The organism is Micromonospora sp. NPDC005299, assembly GCF_042872345.1.
In the GTDB taxonomy this organism is placed as follows: domain Bacteria; phylum Actinomycetota; class Actinomycetes; order Mycobacteriales; family Micromonosporaceae; genus Micromonospora.
Window position 1 is genome coordinate 90067 of sequence record NZ_JBIAKG010000016.1, and the last position, 21545, is coordinate 111611.

Here is a 21545-nt window from a genome sequence, read left to right on the forward strand (position 1 = left end):
ATGACCGACCCTGAGCCCACCGGGTCGGGATGGTCCGGAGCCGCCCGCCTGCTGACCGCTGCCGCCGTGCTGGTGGTGGCGCTCGGCGTGGCGGCCGTGGTCGTGACGCTGTCCCATCCGGCCCGGCTCGGCATCGCCTTTTCCGGCGAGGCGCCCCCGCTGCCCGAGGGCCACCAGCCAACGCAGACCGAGGGCACCCGGTCCACGCCCACCGAGGACCACCAGTCCACGCCCACCGAGGACCACCAGCCCACGCTGGCCGAGGGTCATCGGCCGGGCGGCGTAGCCACCGCCCAGGAGACGCTCACCGCCCCACGCGGCGGCCGGCGGCAAGCCGACTTCGAGCTGGTCGACCCGCTGGCCAGCCTCACCCTGCGGGCCGCCGACCTCGGCGCCGACCTGTACCGGGTCGGCGCACCGGACGGGGCGGGCGTCACCCCACGGCCGGAGGTGATCGGGGACCGGGTCCGGCTGCGCGTCCAGAAGAACGGCCGGCCGGGGCCGGCCGCCGTCGAGGTGGTGCTCAACTCCCGGGTGACCTGGCGGCTGCGCCTGGCCGGCGGGGTCAGCGAGCAGCAGCTCGACCTGGGTGCGGCCCGGCTGGCCGGGATCGAGCTGGCCGGCGGGGCGTCCCGGACCGTGCTGCGGCTACCCCCGCTGAGCGGCGCGCTGGCCGTACGGGTGACGGGCGGGGTCAGCGAGCTGACCGTGATCGTTCCCGGCGGGTCGCCCGCCCGGGTCCGGGTCGCGGCCGGCGCCGGTTCGGTAACCGTGTACGACGTCCGCCGCACCGGGGTGGCCGCGGGCCAGCTGGTCACGTCACCCGGCTGGGACGGGGCCCGGAACCGGCTCGACCTCGACCTGACGGCCGGCGCGAACACGGTCAGCGTCTCGGCCGCCTGAGCGTACAGTCGGGCGGTGGACCGTACCGAATCCCTGCCGGCGCAGACCCTCCCACCTGGCGTGGGCTCCACGGACCCGGGCAGCGTGCTGCTCCCCGGGCACGATGTGCCGCTGGGGCGCTACACCACGGTGCGCCGGCTGCTGCCGCAGCGGCAGCGGCGGCTGGTCGGGGCCTGGTGCTTCGTCGACCATTTCGGGCCGGACGACGTGGCCGAGCGCCCCGGCATGGAGGTCCCGCCGCACCCGCACACCGGGCTGCAGACCGTCACCTGGCTGCTCGACGGGGAGATCCTGCACCGCGACAGCCTGGGCAATGTCCAGCCGATCCGCCCCGGCCAGCTCAACGTGATGACCTCGGGGCACGGCATCGCCCACTCGGAACGCTCGCCCCTGGTGCACCCGCCGGTGATGCACGGCGTGCAGCTCTGGGTGGCGTTGCCGGACCCCGCCCGGGCCGGCGCGGCCGATTTCGCCCACCACGCCGAGCTGCCCCGGTGGCGCGAAGGCGACCTGGACGTCACCCTGCTCGTCGGCGAGGTGGGTGGGGAGCGCTCACCGGCCGTGGTGCACACCCCGCTGGTCGGCGCGCAACTGGAGGCCCGCGGTCCGGCGCCGGCCACGCTGCCGCTGCGCCGCGACTTCGAGTACGGGCTGCTCGCCATGTCCGGCTCCGCCGAGGTGGACGGGGTGGCCTTCGCCCCCGGTGCCCTGCTCTACCTGGGCGCCGGCCGGGACGCGCTGACCCTGCGAGCCGCACCGGGCAGCCGGCTGCTGCTGCTCGGCGGCACCCCGTTCGAGGAGCCGCTGGTGATGTGGTGGAACTTCGTCGGCCGGTCGCACGAGGAGGTCGCGGCCGCCCGCGAGGACTGGATGGCGGGCCGGCGGTTCGGCACGGTCGCCGACGACGCGGCGCCTCCGCTGCCCGCCCCGGCGCTGCCCACCACCCGGCTCAAGGCGCGGGACCGGCGCGGCGGCACGCTCGGCTGAATGCCCCGTCCCGCCACGGGTAGACGGCGGGCATGCCCACCACCAGTGCGATTTCCAGTGTCGAGGACAAGAAGCGGCTGGTCCGCCGGCTCGCCGGGGACGGGCGGGGGTTCGCCGAACGGTACGGGTTCCGGGTCACGAACAACCCGTCCCAGCTGTTCCAGGTGCTCTACCTGTCCGTTCTGCTCGCTCGGCGGGGCGACTTCCACAAGGCGATCGACGCGGCGACCGGGTTGCGGGACGCCGGCTGGGACAGCGCCGCCCGGCTGGCCCGCTCGCTGCACGCCGACCGGGTCCGCGTGCTGCGCGCCGCGGGGCAGCGCGGCGACGTGGACGCGCTCGCCGCCACCCTCGGTGACCTGGCGCAGAACGTGGTCGACGCGTACCGGGGCGACCTGCGTCGGCTGCGCACCGAGGCGCACCAGGATCCGGCCCGGGAGCGGCGACTGCTGATCGGGCTGCCCGGAGTGGACGACGAGGTCACCGACCTGTTCCTGCGCGAGGTGCAGGCGGTGTGGCGCGAGGTGGCCCCGGTGGCCGACCGGCGGGCGCTCGCGGCGGCCCGCCGGCTGGGGCTGGGCCGCTCCGCCGACGACCTGGCCGGGCTGGCCGGCAGCGGCGAGTCGGAGCGGTTGGCCTGGCTGGTCGGGGCGCTGGCCCGGGTGGATCTGGAGAAGCGGTACGCCGAGGTCACCTCGTGACCGGGGCGTGCCGCGGGCCACAATTCCGCGATACTCACCCGTTCGGCTGATCCCCCGTCGTATGATGATCGTGGCAGCGATGCCCGCCCGGTTCGGGCGAACATCCACCGCCTGTCGGTCGCGACCCGGTTCGGGCGCGAACCGGCGGGGACAGGTGCTGCGTGGCGCCCCAGGTCGCGGTTCGTGACCCGGGGCGCCCGCCTGCTGCCGGGGGTTCATCGGCCGGCGAGGCCGGCGAGCAGGTTCACCGTGGCGGCGACGATGACCGCGCCGAACAGGTACGACAGCAGCAGGTGCCGCAGCGCGGTCCGGCGCATCTCCGAGCTGCACAGGTCGGTGTCGGAGACCTGGAACGTCGCGCCGACGGTGAAGCCGAGGTACGCGAAGTCGGAGAAGCAGGGTGGCTCGTCCTGGTGGAAGTTGATCCCGCCCGGCTCACCGCTGTAGTAGAGCCGGGCGTACCGGGTGGTGTAGACGGTGTGCACCACGAACCAGGAGGCCACCACGCTGAGCACTCCGAGTCCGCCGTAGAGGTCCCGGGGCAGTCCGGCCGTGACGCTGTGCGCGGTGGTCAGCACCAGGCCGACCGCCAGCAGGCTGGCCAGGCAGGCAGCCAGCAGCAGGGCGTCCCGCGCCGCCCGGTTGGGATCCTCCAGCTTCGCCAACCGCGCGGTCCGGGCGGCGTCCAGCCGGAACAGCCGCCCCCACTGCAGGACCAGCCAGCTCAGCGCTGCGCCGTCCCAGCCGACCAGTGGCGCGAGCGTCGGCGACAGCATGACGGCGGCGGCACCGGCGGCGAAGGCGCCGACCAGCGCCATCACGACGAGCTGGAGTGCCGCCGGCACGTGCGCGTCGGCCCAGGCGGTCGTCCGGCGTCGCACGGGTCGGGATCAGATGCCGCGTAGGTGCTGCGATACCCGCTGGTGCCGGTCCCGGGCCTGCGCCGCACGCTGCGATCGACCCACCTCGGGGGCGGCGTCGATGCCCGCCGACCGGGCCACCTCGGTGCCGTTGGCGTAGTCCACCGGCGGCAGCGCCCGCAGCGCCTTCAACACCTCCGGCGGCGCGCCCTCCCGTTCGGCCTCCTGGATGACGTCGTCCTTGCCGGCCGGGTAGTCCAGCGCGGACAGGTATTCGAGGACGTCGGTGTAACTCGCCATGGGTGGGGCTCCTCGCGCCTGTAGTTGCGGTCACGACCGGCGGCGGTTACCCGCCGGAGCGCGGGTCACGCCCCGGGACCGGTGGAAATCCGCCACCGTTTGCGGGCCGTCGTGACGGGTAGCCGCGCGGGTGCTGAGCATCGAAGGGGGTACCACCCATGCACTACCTCACCTTCGTCGGCCGTGTGGCGCGGCGTACCGGGACGTCCCAGGAGCTGGCGGCGGAGCTGACGCGGGCCACGCTGGCGACCCTCACCGACCGGTTGACCGGCGGTGAGGTGCTGGATCTCGCCGCGCAGCTGCCGAAGCCCCTTCAGGGGCTGCTGAAGCCGGATCCCCGCGCCGAGGCGGCCGAGCGCTTCGGGGCGGCCGAATTCGTCGCCCGGGTGTCCGTGCGGGCCGGCGTGGACGAGACCACCGCCCGGAACGGGGTGCGGGCCGTGTTCTGCACCCTGCGCGAGGCGATCACCAGTGGCGAGTTCCAGGACGTCGTGGTGCAGCTGCCGCGCGACTTCCGGGACATGGTGGAGCCGGCTCTGGCGCCCGCTGCGACCCGCCGCTGACGCGCCGGGCCGGGCGTGTCAGGCGACCGTGCCGGCGGCGCGCAGGGCGGCGATCCGGGCGGCGTCGAGACCGGCCTCGGCCAGCACCTCGTCGGTGTGCTCGCCGGGCTGCGGCGGCGGCCGGCGTACCGAGGTGGGGGTGGCCGAGAAGCGCGGCGCGGGGGCCGGCTGGGGAACCCCGCCGGGCGCGACGAAGACCTCCCGGGCGGCCAGATGCGGGTGCGCCGGGGCCTCGGCCCAGTCGAGCACGGGCGCCACGCAGGCGTCCGAGCCGCCCAGCAGCGCGGCCCACTCGTCCCGGGTGCGGGTGCGGAACAGCCGGGCCCAGGCGGCCCGCAGCGCCGGCCAGTTCGCCGGGTCGTGCCGGTCGGGGGCCTCGTCGCCGTCGAGCGGGAAGCCGGTGAGCCGGACCAGTTCGTCGTAGAACCGGGGCTCCAGCGCGCCCACCGCGACGTGCCGACCGTCGGCGCACTCGTACGTGTCGTAGAAGGGTGCGCCGCCGTCGAGCAGGTTCACGCCGCGCGGGTCCTGCCACATGCCGGAGCGGCGTAGCGCGTGGATCTGGGTGGCCAGCACCGACACGCCGTCCACGATGGCCGCGTCGACCACCTGGCCGGGGGCGCCGACGCGGACCGCGTACAGCGCCGCGACGATGCCGAGGGCCAGCATCATCCCGCCGCCGCCGAAGTCGCCGAGCAGGTTCATCGGCGGCACCGGGCGTTCGCCGGCCCGGCCGACGCCGTGCAGCGCGCCGGTCAGCGCCAGGTAGTCGATGTCGTGGCCGGCGGTGTGGGCGAGCGGGCCGTCCTGCCCCCAGCCGGTCATCCGCCCGTACACCAGGCGGGGGTTCGTGGCCCGGCAGTCGTCGGGGCCGAGGCCGAGCCGCTCGGTGACCCCCGGCCGGAAGCCCTCGATCAGCGCGTCCGCCCCGGCGACGAGGGCCAGCACCACCTCGCGCCCTTCGGGCGTCTTGAGGTCGACGGCGAGCGAGCGGCGGTTGCGGTTCAGCAGGTCGCCCGGGATGTCGCCGAGGCCGCCGCCGCCGATCCGGTCCACGCGCACCACGTCCGCGCCGAGGTCGGCGAGCATCATGGCGGCGAACGGCCCGGGCCCGATGCCGGCCAGCTCGATCACCCGTACGCCGGCCAGCGGCCCCTGACTGTTCATCGCGTCACCATAGGGCTCAGGTCCGCCGGGCACCACGCTCGGCGCCCCACACAGCGGTTGACCAGGGCAATCAACCGGGTCGCCACTTGGCGTACGCGTTGAGGTTGCCCTAACCTTGAGGCGCGAGGGGAGTACTTCCCACGAACCATTCCGGTCAGTACGGCGGGCCCCGGGCCGGCCTCGGGTGGTTGCCCACGAACGGTGGGTGAAGGAGACCTCGAACATGACACGGTGTTCGAGGAGGCTCCATGACCCAGTTGTCGTACCTGTCCGCCGCCGAGTTGTCGTCGGTGGGGACCCCCACCCTCTGGGCGGTGACCATCGCCGGCGTGCTGGCGCTGCTGGTGCTCGACTTCCTGGTCACGAGGAAGCCGCACGAGGTCTCCCTCCGGGAGGCGCTGGGCTGGTCGGCCTTCTACATAGCCCTGCCGCTGGCCTTCGGCGCCTGGGTGTGGGGCCGCTACGGGTCCGAGCAGGGCGTCCAGTATCTCACCGGCTACCTGGTCGAGAAGTCGCTCTCGGTCGACAACCTCTTCGTCTTCATGCTGCTGCTGGCCGCGTTCGCGGTGCCCGCCGTCCTGGCGCAGCGGGTGCTGCTCTACGGCATCGCCGGCGCGCTGGTGCTGCGCGCGGTCTTCATCGCCCTGGGCGCCGCCGCCCTGCAGACCCTCGACTTCGCCTTCCTGCTGTTCGCCCTCATCCTGATCGCCACCGCGGTCAAGCTGCTGCGCGACGCCCTCTCCGGGCACGAGCAGGAGGTCGACATCGACAAGATGCGGTCGGTCCGGCTGCTGCGCAAGGTCATGCCGGTGGTCGACGAGTACCACGGCCCGAAGATGACCATCCGGCAGCACGGCCGGCGGGCGCTCACCCCGTTCGCCCTCGTGGTGGTCGCCGTGCTCGCCACCGACGTGGTCTTCGCCGTCGACTCGGTGCCCGCCGTCTACGGCATCACCGAGGACCCCTACCTGGTCTTCGCCACCAACGCCTTCGCCCTGCTCGGCCTGCGGGCGCTCTACTTCGTCCTGCACGCCGCCCTGAGCCGCCTCGTGCACCTCAGCTACGGTCTGGCCGCCATCCTCGCCTTCATCGGCCTCAAGCTGGGCCTGCACTGGGCGCACGGCATCTGGCCCGAGGTGCCGCAGATCCCCACCCTCGCCTCGCTGGGCGTCATCATCGGCGTCCTGGTGATCGTCACCCTGACCAGCCTGCGCGCCACCCGCGACCGCGCCACCGGCGAGGAGGCGGTGATCGCCGAGCGGCAGTGACCGCGGCCGCCGCGCCGGTCACCCGGTCGCGGCGGCTCCCGGCCGAACCCGTCGCCCCGACCCACCCCGGGTGGTACGACTGACGCGTGGGAATTGTGTCGCCGGGCTTCCAGGGCCGGCCCCGTACGGCCGAACCGGCCCTGCCACCGGGGCAGTACCTCACCCAGGACTTCCCGGTGCTCTCCGCCGGGCCGACGCCCCGGGTGTCGCTGGACACCTGGGAGTTCGTGCTCACCGCCGAGACCGGCGCCGAGTACCGCTGGTCCTGGGACGAGCTGATGGGCCTGCCGCAGGAGACGCCGCACGTGGACATCCACTGCGTCACCCGCTGGTCCAAGCTGGGCACCGACTGGCAGGGGGTCTCACTGGACACCCTGCTCGACGGCATCGACACCGCCGCCCGCTACGCCCTGGCCCACTCCTACGGCGGCTACACCACCAACCTGCCCCTGGACGACCTGCGCGGCGGCCGGGCCTGGGTGGTGCACACCTACGACGGCGGCCCGCTGCCGGCCGAGCACGGTGGGCCGGCCCGGCTGCTCGTGCCGCACCTCTACTTCTGGAAGTCGGCCAAGTGGGTCCGTGGCGTCCGGCTGCTCACCGACGACCAACCGGGGTTCTGGGAGACCGCCGGCTACCACGACTACGGCGACCCCTGGCGCGAGCAGCGCTACCAGGGCGACTGAGGTGGCCGCCCCGACGACCGGCGGCCGGGTGGCCGCCCCGCTGACCTGGCGGGTCGCCCGGCTGGTGGAGCGGCGGGTCGAGACGTCGAGCGCGCAGACCCTGGTGCTGGACGTGCCCGGCTGGCCGGGACACGAGCCCGGGCAGCACGTCGACGTGCGACTCACCGCCGGCGACGGCTACCAGGCGGCCCGCTCGTACTCCCTCGCTGGGCCGGCCGAGGGGGAGCGGATCGCGGTCACCGTCCAGCGGGTGCCCGACGGGGAGGTGTCGCCGTACCTCACCGACACCTACGCCGAGGGCGACCCGGTGGAGGTGCGCGGACCGGTCGGCGGCTGGTTCGTCTGGCGCCCCGACGAGACCGCGCCGGTGCTGCTGGTGGGCGGCGGCTCCGGGGTGGTGCCACTGATGGCGATGGTCCGGGCCCGGCGCGCCGCCGGCAGCCGGGCGCCGTTCCGCCTCATCTACTCGGTACGCACCCCCGACGACGTCTTCTACGCCGACGAGCTGCGCCGCCGCACCCGCGACGACCAAGGCCTCGACGTGGCGTACATCTACACCCGGGCGGCGCCGGAGGGCTGGCGGGGGGAGCCGCACCGGATCGGCCTGGCCGACGTGAACAGCTACGGCTGGCCGCCCGACCTGGAACCGCTCTGCTACGTCTGCGGCCCGACCGGCTTCGTGGAAACGGTGGCGGACCTGCTGGTAGGGCTGGGCCACCCGACCCGGCGGGTGAAGACCGAACGGTTCGGCCCGACCGGCTGACCACCCGAGGAGAGCGCATGACCGACATGTCCTACCTGGACGGCAACATGCTCGACGGGCCGATGCGCGAAGTCTTCGCGGTCGACCTGAGTTCCGCCATGGGGCGCTGCGACCACTGCGGCACCACCGGCCCGGTGGCCGGGCTGCACGTCTACTCGCACGCCCCCGGGCTGATCGGGCGCTGCCCGGCCTGCACCGGGGTGATGGTGCGCCTGGTCCGCGCCCCCGACCGCGCCTGGCTCGACCTGCGCGGCACCACCTACCTCCAGATCCCCATGCCCCTCGACCAGCCCCATCCCCGCCCGCTCTGACGGGTCGGGCGACCCGCCCCGAGGGTCAGGGGGTGACGGTGAGCTGGCCCACCTGCGCCGGGCCGGGCTCGGCGTGATTCGTCGGGCCGAGGGGCGCCGGTGAGCCCGCCGGCCGGGCCGGCGCCGGGGCCGACACCGGGCGGGCGACGGCCGGACCGCTCCGCCGCCACCGCCGGCGCAGCCGGCTGACCAGTTGCCCGACGGTCACCGGCACCACCGACAGCACGAGCTGGCCGTTGCGTTGGTCGACGGTCGCGGCCACCCCGTACAGGCGGGCGCCCCGGCGCAGCAGCCGCGGGCGGCCGGCGGCGAGCCGGGGCGCGCGGACCGGGGCGCTGCCCCGGCCGTGGCCACCGTCGACCTCCGCCCGCACCGGGTGGCGCTGGCCGCTGGCCGCGCTGCCGGCGAGGAGCCGGTCGATCGGGAAGTCGGTCCGCACCGTCCGGCCGGTCGGGTCGGTCGCGTCCAGCAGCGTGGTGCCGGCGACCGGACCGGCCACCAGCCGCACCGGCCCCGCCTCCGCCGCGAAGCGGGGGTACGGGCTGCGCGTGGTCACCGCGAGGGTGTGGGCGTCCGTCCAGCTCACCGTCACGGTGTCCAGCCGGGCCAGCCAGTCGGCGCGTACCTCGGTGACGTCGGTCCAGGCGGCCGGCGCGCCCGGGTAGCCGGCGTGCCAGCGGCCGTCGGCGACCACCGTGGCCGGGACGCCCCGCTCGGCGTCCTGGTCGATGATCGCCAGCAGCTCGTCGACGCCCCCGGCGGTCACCGCGCCCAGTCGCAGGCGGGCCTCGATGTCGAGGCGGTCCCGGAGCCCGTCGGTGACGTACCGCTCGACGAGCCGGCGCACGGCTGCGTGCACCCGCTCCTGCGCGGCGCGGTCCAGCCGGCGGAAGTCGTCGCCGACCAGGTTGGCCAGCTCCAACCCGACGTGCCGGCGCAGCACCGCGTCCCGCCGCGGGCCGGTCGGGATCAGCTCCGCCACGAAGGCGAACAGCCGCTCCAGGCTGACCAGGCGCTGGTCGACCCGGCTGTGGTAGGTGATGTTGCGGGCGTCCAGCCGGCGCACCGCGTGGTAGTAGTCGTAGTCGGCGAGCACCGAGATGCGCCGGGCGTGGTAGCAGGCGGCCAGGGTGAACGGCTGGTCGCTGAGCACCGGCATGTCCTCGGGGAAGCGCAGCCCGAGCCGGTCCACGAGATCCCGGCGGAACAGCTTGGTGTTCGCCAGCGACCAGGGCAGCGCGGAGTCGAACAGGCTCACGTCGACCGCGTTGCCGGCGGCGAAGACGTCGGAGAAGACGTGCCGCCCGTTGACCCCGACCACCTTGCCGAGCACGACGTCCGAGCCGTAGCGGTCGGCGGCGGCGACCAGCCGCTCCAGCGCCTCCGGGCCGAGGTGGTCGTCGGAGCCGAGGAAGAAGACGTACCGGCCGGTCGCCACCTCCAGGCCCCGGTTGCAGGGGGCCGCCGGGCCGCCGGAGTTGGCCTGGTGGAGCACCGTCACGGTGCCGGGGTGGCGGGCGGCGAGCCGGTCCAGCAGCCGGCCGCTGCCGTCGGTGGAGCCGTCGTCCACCGCCACGATCTCCAGCCGGTCGCGGCCGATCGTCTGGCGCAGCAGCGAGTCCAGGCAGGACCGCAGGTAGGGCCGGGTGTTGTAGACCGGGATGACGACGCTCACGTCTGGGGTGGGCACCGGAGCGCTCCTCGGGGAGTCGACGATTCGGGCGTGTCCGCGTCGGGCGGGGGTGGGGCGTCGGGCAGCAGCCGGCGGTACGTCGCCTCCAGCACCTCGGCCTGGGCCGACCAGGTCCAGGCGGCGAGCAGGCCCGGCCGGTCGTACGCGGCGCGGTGCCGGGCGGGGTCGGCCAGCACGGCGGTCACCGCGCGGACGAGATCGTCGACGTCGCCGGCCCGGAACACCTCGCCCTGGCCGGTCTCCCGGACCGTGGCCGCCATGGTCCGCACGTCGCTCACCACCACCGGAAGCCGAGCGTGCGCGTACTCGAAGAACTTGGTGATCAGAGCGATCTCGTGATTGGGCCAGCGGTGGATCGGAATCACCCCGACGTCCGCGCCGGACAGGAACGGCACCACCTGCCAGTGCGGCACGTACGGCAGCACGTGCAACCGGTCGGCCGCGCCGAGCCGGGCGGCCCGCTCGGCGAGCCGCTCGACGTAGCGCAACGCCGGGTTGACCACCAGCGCGAGGTGCACGCCGGGCAGCCGGGGCAGCGCCTCGACCAGGGTGTCCAGCCCGCGCTGCGGGGCCGCCGCGCCGCTGTAGATCAGCAGCGGCACGTCCGGGGCGATCCCGCACTCGGCCCGCAGGTCCGGCGGCGGCACGTCGTCGGCCGGGCGGTGGTCGTCGGCGGGGGCGTTGAGCAGCACCCCCGGCGTCTCGGCGAGCCGGTGCTCGCGGCGCAGCAGCTCGGCCAGGTCCGCCGACACGGTGAGCACCGCGTCGGCGTGCGGGGCGTACTCCCGCTCGTGCGCCCGATGGGCGGGCAGCCAGCGGGCGTGGTCCCGCCACGGCTTGATGCCGGGCAGGAACTCGTGGGCGTCCCAGACCAGCGCGATCCGGCGGCCCCGGCCGGCGGCGCGGATCTTGGCGCGGGCGCCGACGCCGAGCATCCGGAAGTCGTGCGCGTGGATCAGGTCCGGGCGCAGCCGATCCACCTCGGGGCCGTAGGCCAGCTCGAAGTCCCAGAGCCCCGGCTCCAGCCGCCGCCACGCCCGGTCACCCTGGACGAGCTGCCAGAACAGCGTGTACGCGCGGTCCCACGGGCCGCGGAACCGGCGGCCGTACCGGACCCGGTTCATCATCTTCGAGCGCAGCCACACCCAGCGGTCGAGCAGCCGGGCGGCGGCCTCCTGCCGGCGCAGCGCGTGCCGGGCCCGCCGCAGCCGGGCGCCGGCCAGCTCGCCGGCGGCCGCGCGCCGCGTCACCAGGGCGGAGCGGACGGCCAGGTCCGCCCGCCAGGCCCGGACCCACTGGGCGCGATGCTCGGCGATGCCGTCCGACCGGTACGCCAGCGGCCAGCGCAGCGAGCGGCGGAACTCGTGCCGGCGCCGGTGCAGCGGCTCCGCCATCGGCACCAGCCGGACCTCGGCCGCGCCCAGCCGCCAGCTCCGTTCGGTGCCGTCCGGGGAGCGGCCGAGCAGGGTCACGTCCCACCCGGCCTCGGCGGCGGACCGGGCGATCTTCTGCACCCGGGAGTCGCCCTCGACCTTGTTGTCGACGAGCATGACGATCCGGCCGCGGCGCGGCGGTGTCCCCTCGTCGTGTGCCACTGCTGGTCCTCCGCTGTCGGCCGGCCTCTCCGGCGCGACACCACGCTGGTGGAGGCAGCGGTCGCCGGGGCTACGCCGACGTGACGGCAAGGTGACCGAGAGGAGGCGGTTCAGTGGTGACCCGCGACACAAGGGGACGCCGGTGGGGAGACCGGACGGCCTCCCCACCGGCGGGAGCGGATCAGCGGCCGGTGTCGCCCAGCCGACGCCAGGCCAGCGCGGTGAGCACCGCGAGCGCCGCCGCGGCCAGCCAGAACGGTGCCAGGAGGCTCCCGGCCGCCCGGGCCAGGACACCACCCGCGACCGTGCCCAGCGCCGCCCCGCCCAGGTCGGCCAGGGCGTAGACGCTGGTCACCCGGCCGCGCAGCCGGTCCGGCACGAGGCGCTGCCGCAGGGACACCACGAGCACGCCCCAGACCATGGCGTGCCCGCCCCACACGGCCAGCGCCGCGCCGGCGACCACCGGGTTCCGGGTGCCGGCCAGGACGAGCTGCAGCCCGATCTCGATCAGCAGCCCGGCCCGCAGCAGCGCGGGCGTGCCGAACCGGGACCGCAGCCGGGTGGCCAGCGCGCTGCCGGCCAGCCCGCCGAGCGCCGAGGCGGTCAGTAGCAGGCCGTACCCGACCTCGGCGAGGCCGAGCCGCTGACGGGCGTAGAGCACGAAGGCGGCGAACGCGGCGCAGAAGGCGACGTTCATGACGGCGATGCAGCCGGCCAGGGTGCGCAGCACCGGCACGGCCCAGAGCGCGCGTACGCCTTCCACCACGTCGGCCCTCAGCGACCGGCGCGGAGCCGCGGGCGCCGGCGGCGTCGCGGGCGGGACGGGTCGCCAGCGCAGCAGGGCCAGTAGCAGCGCGGCCAACCCGAAGGTGGCCGCGTCGAACCCGAACGGCAGCGCGGACGCACACACGAAGAGGTACGCCCCGAACGGCTTCGCCACGAACTGGTTGCCGATCACGAAAGTGGCGGATAGCCGGCTGTTGGCCTGCTCCAGGCGGTCGGCGGGCACCACCGAGGGCAGGAGTGCCCCGGCCGCGGTGTCGGCGAGGGTCTCCCCGACGCCGGTGAGGAAGAAGGCGAGGCAGACCAGGGGCACGGTGGCCACCCCGGCGAGCAGGGCCGCGGTCAGTGCGGCCAGCACGAGGGCCCGGCCCAGGTTGACGGCGATGATCAGCCGGCGGCGGTCGAGCCGGTCCACGAGCGCCCCGCTGACCAGGGCGAGGAGCAGCCACGGCAGTTGCGGGGCGAGCGCAGCGGCGGCCACCGCCGCCGGATCGGGGGTCAGCGAGGCGACCAGCAGCGGCGCGGCCACCAGGGTGACGCCGTCGCCGAGGTTGGAGACGGCGGAGGCGGTCCAGAGCCGCCGGAAGTCGGGGCCGAGCTGGTCGGCGGGAAGGGTGGCCGTCATGCCGGCCACCGGGCAGGGGTACGCGGTCCGGGCGCGAGGCGGCACCCGGACGGGTTGTCCGGAAACACGAGGAACTCCCTCGGAAGCGATGTGGTGGCGTGCGGGCACGCCGGGACGTCGGGACCCGCGCGGGGCGGATCACCGGATCGCTTCGCGGTGAGGGTGGCGGTGTCGGGCCCGGTGGGAAGCGCCGGGCGGATCGGGCGGGGAAGCCGCGCCGGTCAGGTCAGGACACCGGATCGCCTACCGGCGAAGCGGAAACCAGCACCGTGCCGAGTGGAGCAGTCCTCATGATCGACCTCCCGTCCTCGGGTGCCAGGCTAGGGCACCTCGGTGGGCGGCGCGACCCCGGTTGGACAGCGGGCGGGCGCGTGACCGAGAGTGGATCACCGTGAGGTACCTGCGCAGCGACGGCCGCGTCGCGATCCGCCGTCCGCGCCCCACCGACGAGGCGGAGTTCGTGGCCGCGGCCCGCCGCAGCCGCGACCTGCACCATCCGTGGCTCGCCGCGCCCGACGACGCCGAGCGGTACGCCACCTATCGCCGCAAGATCCGCGGGCGGGACAGCTCCGGGTACCTGCTCTGCGACCGGGCCACCGGGGAGATCGCCGGGTACGCGAACATCAGCGGCATCGTCATGGGCGCGCTGCGCGGCGGCTACCTCGGCTACGCCGCGTTCCTGCCGTACGCCGGCACCGGGCACGCCTCGGCCGGGGTCCGGCTGGTCATCGAGTACGCGTTCACCGTGCTGGGGCTGCACCGGCTGGAGGCGAACATCCAGCCTGGCAACGAGCCGTCGAAGCGGTTCGCCCAGCGGCTCGGGTTCCGGCTGGAGGGCTTCTCGCCCGACTACCTGTTCATCGACGGCGCCTGGCGGGACCACGAGCGCTGGGCGATCACCGCGCCGGCGCCGGGCTGAACGGCGCGGTGGCGGCCGCGCAACGGCGACCGCCACCACGTTCATCGGCTCAGCGCCCGGGCCCTCGATCCTGCGGTCGCTGACCGGTGAGGCGCTGGAGCTTCGCCTCCTTGTGCTCGACGCGCCGGCGCTGCCGGGGCGTGAGCTGCGGGCGGCCACTCTGCTGCCGGTAGTGGGAGACACGTCGGTCGGACGGCAGGATGCTCATTACGGGCTCCCCTCGTGTCGGAGTCGACTCTCGCGCTTCCCACCACTCTCCGTCTCGGCCGGGTGAGGTCACCCCACCCGATCCGGGTGAGCGGCGGTCAGCTGCCCGGCTTCGGGAAGGCCACCGGACTGCGGTGCCCCGCCCGGTCCACCGCCCGGACGCCGAAGAACACGTTGTCCTTGGACAGGTCGATCGAAGTCGCAGAACTTCGGCAGGTCGCCGTACTGGACGCCGTCGACCACCCGGACGTCCTGGTGCTGGTGGGCGAAGTCCTCGTTCGGCTCGGTGAACCGCCCGGCCGGCGGCATGGCTGTCGTGCGTCCGACTCCCGCCGACCCCCCCCGACTGACGCCCACGTTTGTCGGGGTCCTCGACGGGAACGGCAGCAGGCATGACGAAACCTCGTGTGGTGATCGTGGGGGCCGGGTTCGCCGGATACCACGCGGCGAAGGCGTTGAGCCGGATGGCCGGCAGGCAGGCGGAGATCGTCCTGCTGAACACGACCGACTACTTCCTCTACCTGCCGCTGCTGCCCGAGGTCGCCGCCGGGGTGGTCGAGCCCACCCGGATCTCCGTGCCGCTCGCCGGCACCCTCGACGGCGTCCGCGTGGTCATCGGCGAGGCGGACCGGGTCGACCTGCAGAACCGCTGGGTCGGCTACCGCTCCGCCGAGGGGGACCACGGCCAGCTCGCATACGACCGGTTGGTGCTCTCCGTCGGCAGCGTCAACAAGCTGCTGCCGATCCCCGGGGTGACCGAGTACGCGCACGGCTTCCGCGGCCTGCCCGAGGCGCTCTATCTGCACGACCACGTGGTCCGCCAGATGGAGCTGGCCGAGCTGGCCGAGGACCCGGCCGAGCAGCGGTCCCGCACCACGTTCGTGGTGGTCGGCGCCGGCTACACCGGCACCGAGGTCGCCGCGCACGGCCAGCTCTTCACCGACCGGCTGATGGCCCAGCGGCCCCACCTCAAGGTGCGCCCCCGCTGGATGCTGCTGGACGTGGCCCCGCGGGTGCTGCCCGAGCTGGACCAGCGTCTCTCCGTCACGGCCGACCGGGTGCTGCGCCGGCGCGGCGTCGACGTGCGGATGGGCACCTCGGTGTCCGAGGCCACCCCGGACGGGGTGATGCTCACCGACGGCGAGTACGTGCCGACGTGCAGCCTGGTCTGGTGCGTCGGGGTGCGCCCCGACCCGTTCGTGGCCGAGCTGGGGCTGCGCACCGAGAAGGGGCGCCTCGTGGTCGACGAGTACCTCAACGTCCCCGGTTACCCGGAAGTGTTCGCCTGCGGCGACGCGGCGGCCGTGCCCGATCCGACCCGCCCCGGGCAGGTGTGCGCGATGACCGCCCAGCACGCGCAGCGGCAGGGCAAGCTCGCTGCCCGCAACATCGCCGCCTCCTACGGGCAGGGCACCCGGAAGACGTACAAGCACCGCGACCTGGGCTGGGTGGTCGACCTGGGCGGCAAGGAGGCGGCGGCCAACCCGCTGCACGTGCCGCTGGCCGGCCTGCCGGCCAAGGCGGTCACCCGCGGCTACCACCTGTACGCCATGCCGAGCAACCGGGCCCGGGTCGGCGCGGACTGGCTCCTCGACGCGGCCCTGCCCCGGCCGGCCGTGCAGCTCGGCCTGGTCCCGGCGAACGCGGTGCCGCTGGAGAGCGAATCGCCCGAGGTGGTGCGCCGCGGCTGAGCCGGCGCGCCTCATCCGCCGGCCGGCGGCGAGTTCCCGTCCTCGGGAGCCCGACCGCCGGCCGGGCGCCGTCCGGGCCGGTCCGGCACGGTGGCCGGGACGGCCAGGGCCTGCCGCCCGGTCGAGGCGAACTCGCGCAGCAGGACCTGCGCGATCCCGGCCACCGGGATGGCCAGCAGGGCGCCCACCAGACCGGCCAGCTCGGCGGCGAGCAGCACGCTCACCAGCACGGTCAACGGGTTCAGCCGCACCGCGCGGGCCATGATGACCGGCTGCAACAGGTGGTTCTCGACCTGCTGGTAGACCACGAAGAAGACCAGCACCACCACGCCGGCGGTGGGGGAGTGCAGGAACCCGGCGCCGGCCGCGACGATCGCCCCGATGGTCGCCCCGACCAGCGGCACCAGGTCGGCCAGCGCGACCACCAGGGCGATCACCCCGGCGAACGGCACCCCGACGAGGAAGAGCACCACGAAGGTCAGGCCCCCGCAGATGACGCTGATCAGCAGGTTGCCGCTGAGGTAGCCGGTGATGATCCGGGACGAGTCCCGGCCGATACGCCGCAGCCGCTCCGCCGCACCGTCGCCGACCAGCTTGAGCGTGCCGGCGATGATCTTCGGCGCCTCCAGCACCATCAGGTAGGCAAGCACCACCACGGTGAGCACCGCGGCGACGATCTCGAGCACGCCCCGGAGCACCCCGACCGCCGGCTGGCCGAGCCGGGAGCCGTAGCGCTGGAGCTGGTCGGCGTGGGCCTCGGCGTACCGGAGCAGGCGGAAACGGTTCAGTACCTCGCCGACCGGTCCGCGCCCGGCGCGCGCCTCCCGGAGCAGCTCCGGGGCCCGGTCGGCGAACCGACCCAGCTCGTCGGCCAGCGGCAGGACGATCATCGCGCCCAGCGCGGCCAGCAGCACGAAGGTGGCCAGGAAGACCAGCAGGGTGGCCACCGCCCGGCGCCGGACCAGCCGCTGTTCCACCCGGTCGACCAGGGGTTTCAGGGCCACCGCGAAGAACGCCGCGACCAGGCCCCAGACCAGCACCCGCCGGGTCGCCCAGACCAGCGCCAGCCCGATCAGCGTGGCGAGCACCAGACCGATCACGATCAGCGCCCGGCGGGCGGTGGACCGGTCGTCGGCTCTGCTCATCCGGCGCGGCTACCCGCCCCGGATGAGTGGAAACCCCCGACGGTCAGCGCTCGGCGAGGGTGGCGTCGATGGCCGGCCGGGTGCCGGCGACGAACGCGTCCAGCGTCGCCCCGTGCAGCACGCCGCCGGGCACCGGATCGCCGGCGGCGCGGGCGACGAGTCGGCGTACCGGCAGGAGGTCGGGGCGGGAGGTGGCGGCCAGCACCAGGTTGCCGTACCGCCGGCCGCGCAGCATCCGCCGGTCGGCGACCAGGCAGACGTCGGCGAAGACCGCCCGCAACGTGGCCACCTGGGTCCGGGTGTGCACCAGTGGCGGCAGGTCGGTGACGTTGACCAGGAAGACGCCGTCCGGGCGGAGCACCCGGGCCACCTCGGCGGCGAACTCCACGCTGGCCACGTGCCGGGGCATCCGGGCGGCCCGGTAGACGTCGGCCAGCACCAGGTCGTACGCGCCGGCCGGGGCGGCCGTGACCGCGTCCCGGGCGTCGCCGATCTCGACGACCACCTCGGGCGGCACCGGGGGCAACTCGCGGCGGACCAGCTCGACCACCCTCGGGTCCCGCTCGATCACCCGCTGCGGTGAGCCGGGGCGGGTGGCGGCCAGCCAGCGCGGCAGGGTGAGCGCCCCGCCGCCCAGGTGCAGGGCGGCCGGCGGCCGGCCCGGCGGGGCGGCCAGGTCCACCACGGCGGCCATCCGCCGCACGTACTCGAAGTGCAGGTGGCGCGGGTCCGCGACGTCGACGTAGGACTGTTCGACCCCGGCGGCGAGCAGCGTCCGGCCGGTGGGCCGGGCCGGGTCCACGACGATCTCCAGCGCCTCGGCGTCGCTCTCCACGGCGGGCAACGGTACCCGGGCCACGCCGGGCCGGCGGGCGGAGCGCCCGCCGGCCCGGCCAACCCGCGGCTCAGCCGGTGGCCATCCCGGCACCGGCCTCGTCGATCGCGTCGTCGATCCGCCCGGCCAGGTCCACGTCCGTCGCCGTCACCCCGTCGACCTGCTGGCTGCGCACGGTGAGCACGGCGTTGTCCGGGTCGGGCCGGCCGATCTGCGGGCCGCGCCCGGTGTCCACCCGGAGCCGGTCGAGGCGGTCGAGCACCCGGTCCAGGTTGCCGGCCGGCAGTTCGATGGTGCGCACCAGCGACTGCCGGTCGCTGGACCAGTACGGCAGCCGGCCGAGGGCGGCGCGCAGTTCCTGCTCGTCCAGCGGGGCGGTGGCGGACCTCGGACCCACCAGGCCGCCGCCGGGCTCCGGCGGCGTGAGCAGGTCCCGCAACCCGTCCGGTACGCGCAGCGACTCGACCAGTTCGCCGTCCGCGTCGGCCAGCGCCGCGAGGGTCGCCTCGGCCTGGTAGCGCGCCTGCTCCGGGGTGAGGCGGCTGCGCCGGCCCACCTCGGCCAGGAAGCCAGGCAGGTCCCGCCGCCGCTCGATGCCGTCCACCGGCACCACGTCGTGCAGCTTCACCGGCACCGCCTCGAGCAGCCGCTCCCGCTCGGCCTCGTCGAGCGCCCAGGCCAGCGCGAGCACCGTCGCCTCGGCCGCCACCTTGGCGGTGGAGAAGTCCACCCCGGCCCGCCGGCTGACGTCGTCGACGAGATCCCGGTAGGCCAACGTGGTCACCCGGGCCGGCCGCTCGTCGGGCAGCGGACGCGGGCGCTCCGCCACGGCCGCGGGCGGCGGCGCGGGACCGCCGCGCGTCGTGTCCGGCTTGCGCCGGCCGGCCGGCGGCGGGCCGGACCGTTCACGTCGGTCCAGCGAGGTGATCTGCTTGGACGCGCTCAGGCTGGCGCCGGTCTGGCTGGGGAGCCGACCGCGTTCCCGGGCGTCCCGGGCCAGGGCCCGGCGGCGCTGGTTGTCGCCCTCCATCTGCTTGCGCATCGTCGCACCTCGTTCCTGGTCGGTTGCGCTTGCGCCGGTCGCCTTCCCGGCGCTGCTGGGAAGGAAACGGGTGCGGGCGGACCGGCCGGCTTCACTCGCTGCGGGTGAGGACCGGTCACCCCGCGGGGCCGCACGATCGTGGTGGACCGGAAGAACTTCCGACGCACGCGGAAGGGCAGGTCGTCATGAAACGGATCGTGGAGATCGTCCCCGCCCGGCCCGGCTGGTACGCGAGGTGGCAGGTCGACCCGGAGGGCACCCGCAGCTACCCGGTGACCCTCTGGGCGCTGCTGGAGGAGAGCGACGGCAGCGGACGCGAGGTCGTCGGCGTCGACTGTGTGGGGCAGTGGCCCGGAGCCGACGACAACGAGGCGGGTGGGGAGTTCGTCCGCTACCTGTTCCAGACGCCCGATTCCGGCACCCCGGAGGACGCGGCGTCGCCCACGGTGGGGGAGCTGCGCGAGTCCGGCCCGCGCCTGCAGGCCATCCCCGCCGCCTGAACCACCCTCCCCGGCCCCCGGCCCCTGGTCCCAGGGTCGGGGGCCACCCCCGTTTCCCGCGTGGTCAGCCGACCTCGCGGGTCGCCACGGTCTCCCCGGGCGGTGGGACGGCCAGCAGCTCCGCCAGCCCCGTGCGGTCCAGCAGTTGCCGCACCTGCGGGTTCACGGCGTCCAGCCGCACCGAGCCGGCGCCGGCCCGGTGGATGACCACCAGGGCGCTGAGGCCGGAGGAGTCGCAGAGCACCACCCCGGCGAAGTCGAGGAGCAGCTCCGGGCAGCCGTCGCGGCGCAGCTCGGCGGCGACGGAGACGAGCTCCGGCGCGGTGTCGAAGGCCAGCTCGCCGGTCAGCCGAAGCCGGGCACGTCCGGCGTCGAGCCGGTCCACCTCGATGGTCAACAGCTGCGCATGTGGCCATGTTTCCAGCTCGGGCCGATCCCGAAAACCCCAGGGTGCTCAGACACGGGCGGACGGGCCCGGCGCGTGCCGCTCGGACCGGTCGTCGGGTTGCCGCCCGGACAGCAGGCCGGTGACCCCGGTCATGTCGAGGATGGTCGCCAGGAAGCGGGGCGTCTCCCGGAGTTGGATGACCGTTCCGCCCTGCTGGCCGTCCCGCCAGGCGTGCACGATCACCGACAGGCCGGTGCTGTCGATGAAGAGCAGGTCGCGGAAGTCCAGGACGAGCGTCCGCGGAGTCTCCGACAGCAGCCGCTCGACCTCGGTGCGCAGCGGGGCTGCGGTGGTGAAGGCGAGGTCACCCCCGACCCTGATGGCGGGGGCCGCGGGGTCGGAGCGGTCCACGGAGATGCTCAGCGGTTTCGCCTCAGGCGTTCTCCGTCGGGGTGCCACCATCACGCCTTTCCGCGGCTGCCGGTCGGGCCGGTCGTCCGGATCGTAACAACCCTGGAACCGCCCCGCCGGGTGGCGCATCCGCAGGCCGGGGCAGGAGCCGTGAGGTGGCGGTGGGGGCACACCGGCGCAGGGTGGGCGAAGAGATTTGACCATACGCGCCGTTTCGGGTGGACCGCGGGTATCGACAGGAGTGGGGCTGAGCTGGTGACTGCTGCCGACGTCAGGGGTGGTGACCCGGGCGACGGACGGATCTCCACGCCGGGTGCCAGACGGGCTGGTCGCCCGCCGCGCCGGCCCTGCCGCCCCTGGCCCCGGACCGCGACCTGGCCACCCCCGACTGGTCGGAGGTGGTGGAGCACTTCCGTGAGGGTCTGATCGTCTGCGACGCCGACGGGGTGGTGCGGCACCTCAGCCCGGTCGCCGCGCGCCTCGTCCCCGAGGTGGTGCCCGGCGAGGTGCTCGCCGCGGCCGCCATGCCCGCCCTGCGCGGCGACGACCCGGGCGAGTTCACCCATCACGGCCGGCGACTGCGCCTGCGGCGGGTCCAGCTCTCCGCCGGCCGCCGCTGCTGGTACGTCGAGGACGTCACCGAGCGCGTCAGCCGGGCCGACGCGCTGCTCGCCGAGCGGGCTCGCTCGGCGTTCCTCGCCGTGGTCGGCGAGAAGCTCGGCAACCGTTACCTTTCAGTGCGCTCTAGCGAGCACACGGTTGGTAGTCCCGCCTTGCGGTGAGACGGTCCCGGTCTGACCGGCGGGCGCCGTGCCGGGTTCACGCTTCACAGCCGCCTGCCCGCGTTGGCGGGTCTTCTGGTCGGCTCCACGTGCTGCCACCGGGCCACTCCCGGCGGTGTCGTACTGGGCCGCCAGGGCGGCCAGGTTTAGTGAGGCGTTGCGGTCGCGGTCGGTGACCAGGCCGCACGCCTGGCAGTGGTAGGTGCGCTCGGACAGGGCCAGCTTGGCTTTCACGGTGCCGCAGCCCGAGCAGGTTTTCGAGGACGGGTACCACCGGTCGGCCACGATCAGCCGGCCGCCATTCCACTGGGTTTTGTAGGCGAGTTGCCGGCGGAGTTCGGCGAGTCCGGCGTCGGCGATGTGTTTGGCGAGTCGCCGGTTGGCGAGCATGCCGGTGATGTTGAGGTCTTCGACCACGAT

At 74.8% G+C, this 21545-nt stretch carries 25 protein-coding genes and 1 pseudogene; 12 read left to right on the forward strand and 14 right to left on the reverse strand.

Annotated elements, in window-relative coordinates:
• From ACFYPD_RS31080 to ACFYPD_RS31090, 3 genes are read left to right on the forward strand one after another with little or no spacing between them, the layout of a single operon-like run.
• Window positions 1-903: a hypothetical protein gene (locus ACFYPD_RS31080; RefSeq protein WP_387121323.1), complete on the forward strand. Its 903-nt coding sequence runs from the start codon at window positions 1-3 to the stop codon at window positions 901-903.
• Between the two features lie 15 nt (window positions 904-918).
• Complete coding sequence (locus ACFYPD_RS31085; protein ID WP_387121326.1) at window positions 919-1890, forward strand: pirin family protein; 972 nt, start codon at window positions 919-921, stop codon at window positions 1888-1890.
• Window positions 1891-1922: 32 nt separating this feature from the next.
• Entirely contained in the window at window positions 1923-2591 is a 669-nt protein-coding gene (locus ACFYPD_RS31090; protein WP_387121328.1) for a hypothetical protein, read from the forward strand.
• Window positions 2592-2806: 215 nt separating this feature from the next.
• Here ACFYPD_RS31090 and ACFYPD_RS31095 read toward each other — a convergent pair whose 3' ends face one another.
• Together ACFYPD_RS31095 and ACFYPD_RS31100 are read right to left on the reverse strand one after the other, a co-directional pair.
• On the reverse strand, window positions 2807-3472 hold the full coding sequence (locus ACFYPD_RS31095; RefSeq protein ID WP_387121331.1) for a DUF1345 domain-containing protein: 666 nt from the start codon (window positions 3470-3472) through the stop codon (window positions 2807-2809).
• A 9-nt stretch (window positions 3473-3481) separates the two neighbouring features.
• On the reverse strand, window positions 3482-3751 hold the full coding sequence (locus ACFYPD_RS31100) for a DUF2795 domain-containing protein (protein ID WP_387121333.1): 270 nt from the start codon (window positions 3749-3751) through the stop codon (window positions 3482-3484).
• A 158-nt stretch (window positions 3752-3909) separates the two neighbouring features.
• Between ACFYPD_RS31100 and ACFYPD_RS31105 the strand changes: the two genes are divergently transcribed.
• Window positions 3910-4314, forward strand: coding sequence for a DUF2267 domain-containing protein (locus ACFYPD_RS31105; RefSeq protein WP_387121336.1), 405 nt, complete (start codon window positions 3910-3912; stop codon window positions 4312-4314).
• A gap of 18 nt (window positions 4315-4332) precedes the next feature.
• On the opposite strand, the gene ACFYPD_RS31110 is transcribed toward ACFYPD_RS31105, so the two are convergent.
• Complete coding sequence (locus tag ACFYPD_RS31110) at window positions 4333-5481, reverse strand: CaiB/BaiF CoA transferase family protein (protein WP_387121339.1); 1149 nt, start codon at window positions 5479-5481, stop codon at window positions 4333-4335.
• Window positions 5482-5729: 248 nt separating this feature from the next.
• On the opposite strand from ACFYPD_RS31110, the gene ACFYPD_RS31115 reads away from it, so the two are divergent.
• The 4 genes from ACFYPD_RS31115 (at window position 5730) to ACFYPD_RS31130 (ending at window position 8509) form a co-directional block, all read left to right on the forward strand.
• A complete protein-coding gene (locus tag ACFYPD_RS31115; protein WP_387121342.1) occupies window positions 5730-6749 on the forward strand; it encodes a TerC family protein in 1020 nt (339 codons plus the stop codon).
• 95 nt (window positions 6750-6844) lie between these two features.
• Entirely contained in the window at window positions 6845-7435 is a 591-nt protein-coding gene (locus ACFYPD_RS31120) for a sulfite oxidase-like oxidoreductase (RefSeq protein ID WP_387121396.1), read from the forward strand.
• Window position 7436: 1 nt separating this feature from the next.
• Window positions 7437-8198 carry a ferredoxin reductase gene (locus tag ACFYPD_RS31125; RefSeq protein WP_387121344.1) on the forward strand — a complete coding sequence of 254 codons (762 nt, stop codon included), beginning with the start codon at window positions 7437-7439 and terminating at the stop codon, window positions 8196-8198.
• Between the two features lie 17 nt (window positions 8199-8215).
• Window positions 8216-8509 (forward strand): DUF6510 family protein, encoded by a 294-nt coding sequence (locus ACFYPD_RS31130; protein ID WP_387121347.1) that lies wholly within the window; start codon window positions 8216-8218, stop codon window positions 8507-8509.
• Between the two features lie 25 nt (window positions 8510-8534).
• Here ACFYPD_RS31130 and ACFYPD_RS31135 read toward each other — a convergent pair whose 3' ends face one another.
• From ACFYPD_RS31135 to ACFYPD_RS31145, 3 genes are all read right to left on the reverse strand, one after another.
• Complete coding sequence (locus ACFYPD_RS31135; RefSeq protein ID WP_387121350.1) at window positions 8535-10199, reverse strand: glycosyltransferase family 2 protein; 1665 nt, start codon at window positions 10197-10199, stop codon at window positions 8535-8537.
• Window positions 10181-11752, reverse strand: coding sequence for a glycosyltransferase family 4 protein (locus ACFYPD_RS31140; protein WP_387121399.1), 1572 nt, complete (start codon window positions 11750-11752; stop codon window positions 10181-10183). The genes ACFYPD_RS31135 and ACFYPD_RS31140 overlap by 19 nt, the downstream gene beginning before the upstream one ends.
• A gap of 226 nt (window positions 11753-11978) precedes the next feature.
• Window positions 11979-13205, reverse strand: coding sequence for an MFS transporter (locus ACFYPD_RS31145; RefSeq protein WP_387121353.1), 1227 nt, complete (start codon window positions 13203-13205; stop codon window positions 11979-11981).
• Window positions 13206-13596: 391 nt separating this feature from the next.
• Between ACFYPD_RS31145 and ACFYPD_RS31150 the strand changes: the two genes are divergently transcribed.
• Window positions 13597-14124 carry a GNAT family N-acetyltransferase gene (locus ACFYPD_RS31150; protein ID WP_387121356.1) on the forward strand — a complete coding sequence of 176 codons (528 nt, stop codon included), beginning with the start codon at window positions 13597-13599 and terminating at the stop codon, window positions 14122-14124.
• Between the two features lie 49 nt (window positions 14125-14173).
• Here the strand turns inward: ACFYPD_RS31150 and ACFYPD_RS31155 are convergent, their stop codons facing one another.
• Together ACFYPD_RS31155 and ACFYPD_RS31160 are read right to left on the reverse strand one after the other, a co-directional pair.
• Window positions 14174-14332, reverse strand: coding sequence for a hypothetical protein (locus ACFYPD_RS31155; RefSeq protein WP_167544517.1), 159 nt, complete (start codon window positions 14330-14332; stop codon window positions 14174-14176).
• Window positions 14333-14429: 97 nt separating this feature from the next.
• Window positions 14430-14634, reverse strand: a pseudogene (locus ACFYPD_RS31160) (aminopeptidase); the annotation flags it as partial.
• Window positions 14635-14723: 89 nt separating this feature from the next.
• On the opposite strand from ACFYPD_RS31160, the gene ACFYPD_RS31165 reads away from it, so the two are divergent.
• Window positions 14724-16022, forward strand: coding sequence for an NAD(P)/FAD-dependent oxidoreductase (locus ACFYPD_RS31165; RefSeq protein ID WP_387121359.1), 1299 nt, complete (start codon window positions 14724-14726; stop codon window positions 16020-16022).
• Between the two features lie 11 nt (window positions 16023-16033).
• On the opposite strand, the gene ACFYPD_RS31170 is transcribed toward ACFYPD_RS31165, so the two are convergent.
• The 3 genes from ACFYPD_RS31170 to ACFYPD_RS31180 all read right to left on the reverse strand — a co-directional run bounded on the left by ACFYPD_RS31170 (window position 16034) and on the right by ACFYPD_RS31180 (window position 19044).
• Window positions 16034-17167: an AI-2E family transporter gene (locus ACFYPD_RS31170; protein ID WP_387121362.1), complete on the reverse strand. Its 1134-nt coding sequence runs from the start codon at window positions 17165-17167 to the stop codon at window positions 16034-16036.
• A gap of 43 nt (window positions 17168-17210) precedes the next feature.
• Window positions 17211-18002 (reverse strand): spermidine synthase, encoded by a 792-nt coding sequence (locus ACFYPD_RS31175; protein WP_387121365.1) that lies wholly within the window; start codon window positions 18000-18002, stop codon window positions 17211-17213.
• A gap of 70 nt (window positions 18003-18072) precedes the next feature.
• Window positions 18073-19044, reverse strand: coding sequence for a DUF2267 domain-containing protein (locus tag ACFYPD_RS31180; RefSeq protein WP_387121368.1), 972 nt, complete (start codon window positions 19042-19044; stop codon window positions 18073-18075).
• Between the two features lie 185 nt (window positions 19045-19229).
• Here ACFYPD_RS31180 and ACFYPD_RS31185 point away from each other — a divergent pair, with 185 nt between their 5' ends.
• Window positions 19230-19544, forward strand: coding sequence for a hypothetical protein (locus ACFYPD_RS31185; RefSeq protein WP_357944753.1), 315 nt, complete (start codon window positions 19230-19232; stop codon window positions 19542-19544).
• Between the two features lie 64 nt (window positions 19545-19608).
• On the opposite strand, the gene ACFYPD_RS31190 is transcribed toward ACFYPD_RS31185, so the two are convergent.
• Entirely contained in the window at window positions 19609-19941 is a 333-nt protein-coding gene (locus ACFYPD_RS31190) for an STAS domain-containing protein (RefSeq protein ID WP_387121372.1), read from the reverse strand.
• Between the two features lie 57 nt (window positions 19942-19998).
• Window positions 19999-20343, reverse strand: a complete 345-nt coding sequence (locus ACFYPD_RS31195) for an STAS domain-containing protein (RefSeq protein WP_387121375.1) — start codon at window positions 20341-20343, stop codon at window positions 19999-20001.
• Between the two features lie 401 nt (window positions 20344-20744).
• On the opposite strand from ACFYPD_RS31195, the gene ACFYPD_RS31200 reads away from it, so the two are divergent.
• Window positions 20745-21125 carry a hypothetical protein gene (locus ACFYPD_RS31200; RefSeq protein WP_387121378.1) on the forward strand — a complete coding sequence of 127 codons (381 nt, stop codon included), beginning with the start codon at window positions 20745-20747 and terminating at the stop codon, window positions 21123-21125.
• Here ACFYPD_RS31200 and ACFYPD_RS31205 read toward each other — a convergent pair.
• On the reverse strand, window positions 21078-21545 hold a 468-nt coding region (locus tag ACFYPD_RS31205; RefSeq protein ID WP_387121381.1), incomplete at its 5' end, for an RNA-guided endonuclease TnpB family protein. The genes ACFYPD_RS31200 and ACFYPD_RS31205 overlap by 48 nt on opposite strands.

Bases quoted from the DNA above. Each gene is read 5' to 3' on its own strand.
- ACFYPD_RS31170 (WP_387121362.1), bottom strand. From the start codon at position 17,167: ATGAGCAGAGCCGACGACCGGTCCACCGCCCGCCGGGCGCTGATCGTG.
- ACFYPD_RS31100 (WP_387121333.1), bottom strand. From the start codon at position 3,751: ATGGCGAGTTACACCGACGTCCTCGAATACCTGTCCGCGCTGGACTAC.
- ACFYPD_RS31165 (WP_387121359.1), top strand. From the start codon at position 14,724: ATGACGAAACCTCGTGTGGTGATCGTGGGGGCCGGGTTCGCCGGATAC.
- ACFYPD_RS31140 (WP_387121399.1), bottom strand. From the start codon at position 11,752: ATGCTCGTCGACAACAAGGTCGAGGGCGACTCCCGGGTGCAGAAGATC.
- ACFYPD_RS31110 (WP_387121339.1), bottom strand. From the start codon at position 5,481: ATGAACAGTCAGGGGCCGCTGGCCGGCGTACGGGTGATCGAGCTGGCC.
- ACFYPD_RS31130 (WP_387121347.1), top strand. From the start codon at position 8,216: ATGACCGACATGTCCTACCTGGACGGCAACATGCTCGACGGGCCGATG.
- ACFYPD_RS31145 (WP_387121353.1), bottom strand. From the start codon at position 13,205: ATGACGGCCACCCTTCCCGCCGACCAGCTCGGCCCCGACTTCCGGCGG.
- ACFYPD_RS31090 (WP_387121328.1), top strand. From the start codon at position 1,923: ATGCCCACCACCAGTGCGATTTCCAGTGTCGAGGACAAGAAGCGGCTG.
- ACFYPD_RS31155 (WP_167544517.1), bottom strand. From the start codon at position 14,332: ATGAGCATCCTGCCGTCCGACCGACGTGTCTCCCACTACCGGCAGCAG.
- ACFYPD_RS31080 (WP_387121323.1), top strand. From the start codon at position 1: ATGACCGACCCTGAGCCCACCGGGTCGGGATGGTCCGGAGCCGCCCGC.
- ACFYPD_RS31180 (WP_387121368.1), bottom strand. From the start codon at position 19,044: ATGCGCAAGCAGATGGAGGGCGACAACCAGCGCCGCCGGGCCCTGGCC.
- ACFYPD_RS31185 (WP_357944753.1), top strand. From the start codon at position 19,230: ATGAAACGGATCGTGGAGATCGTCCCCGCCCGGCCCGGCTGGTACGCG.
- ACFYPD_RS31115 (WP_387121342.1), top strand. From the start codon at position 5,730: ATGACCCAGTTGTCGTACCTGTCCGCCGCCGAGTTGTCGTCGGTGGGG.
- ACFYPD_RS31105 (WP_387121336.1), top strand. From the start codon at position 3,910: ATGCACTACCTCACCTTCGTCGGCCGTGTGGCGCGGCGTACCGGGACG.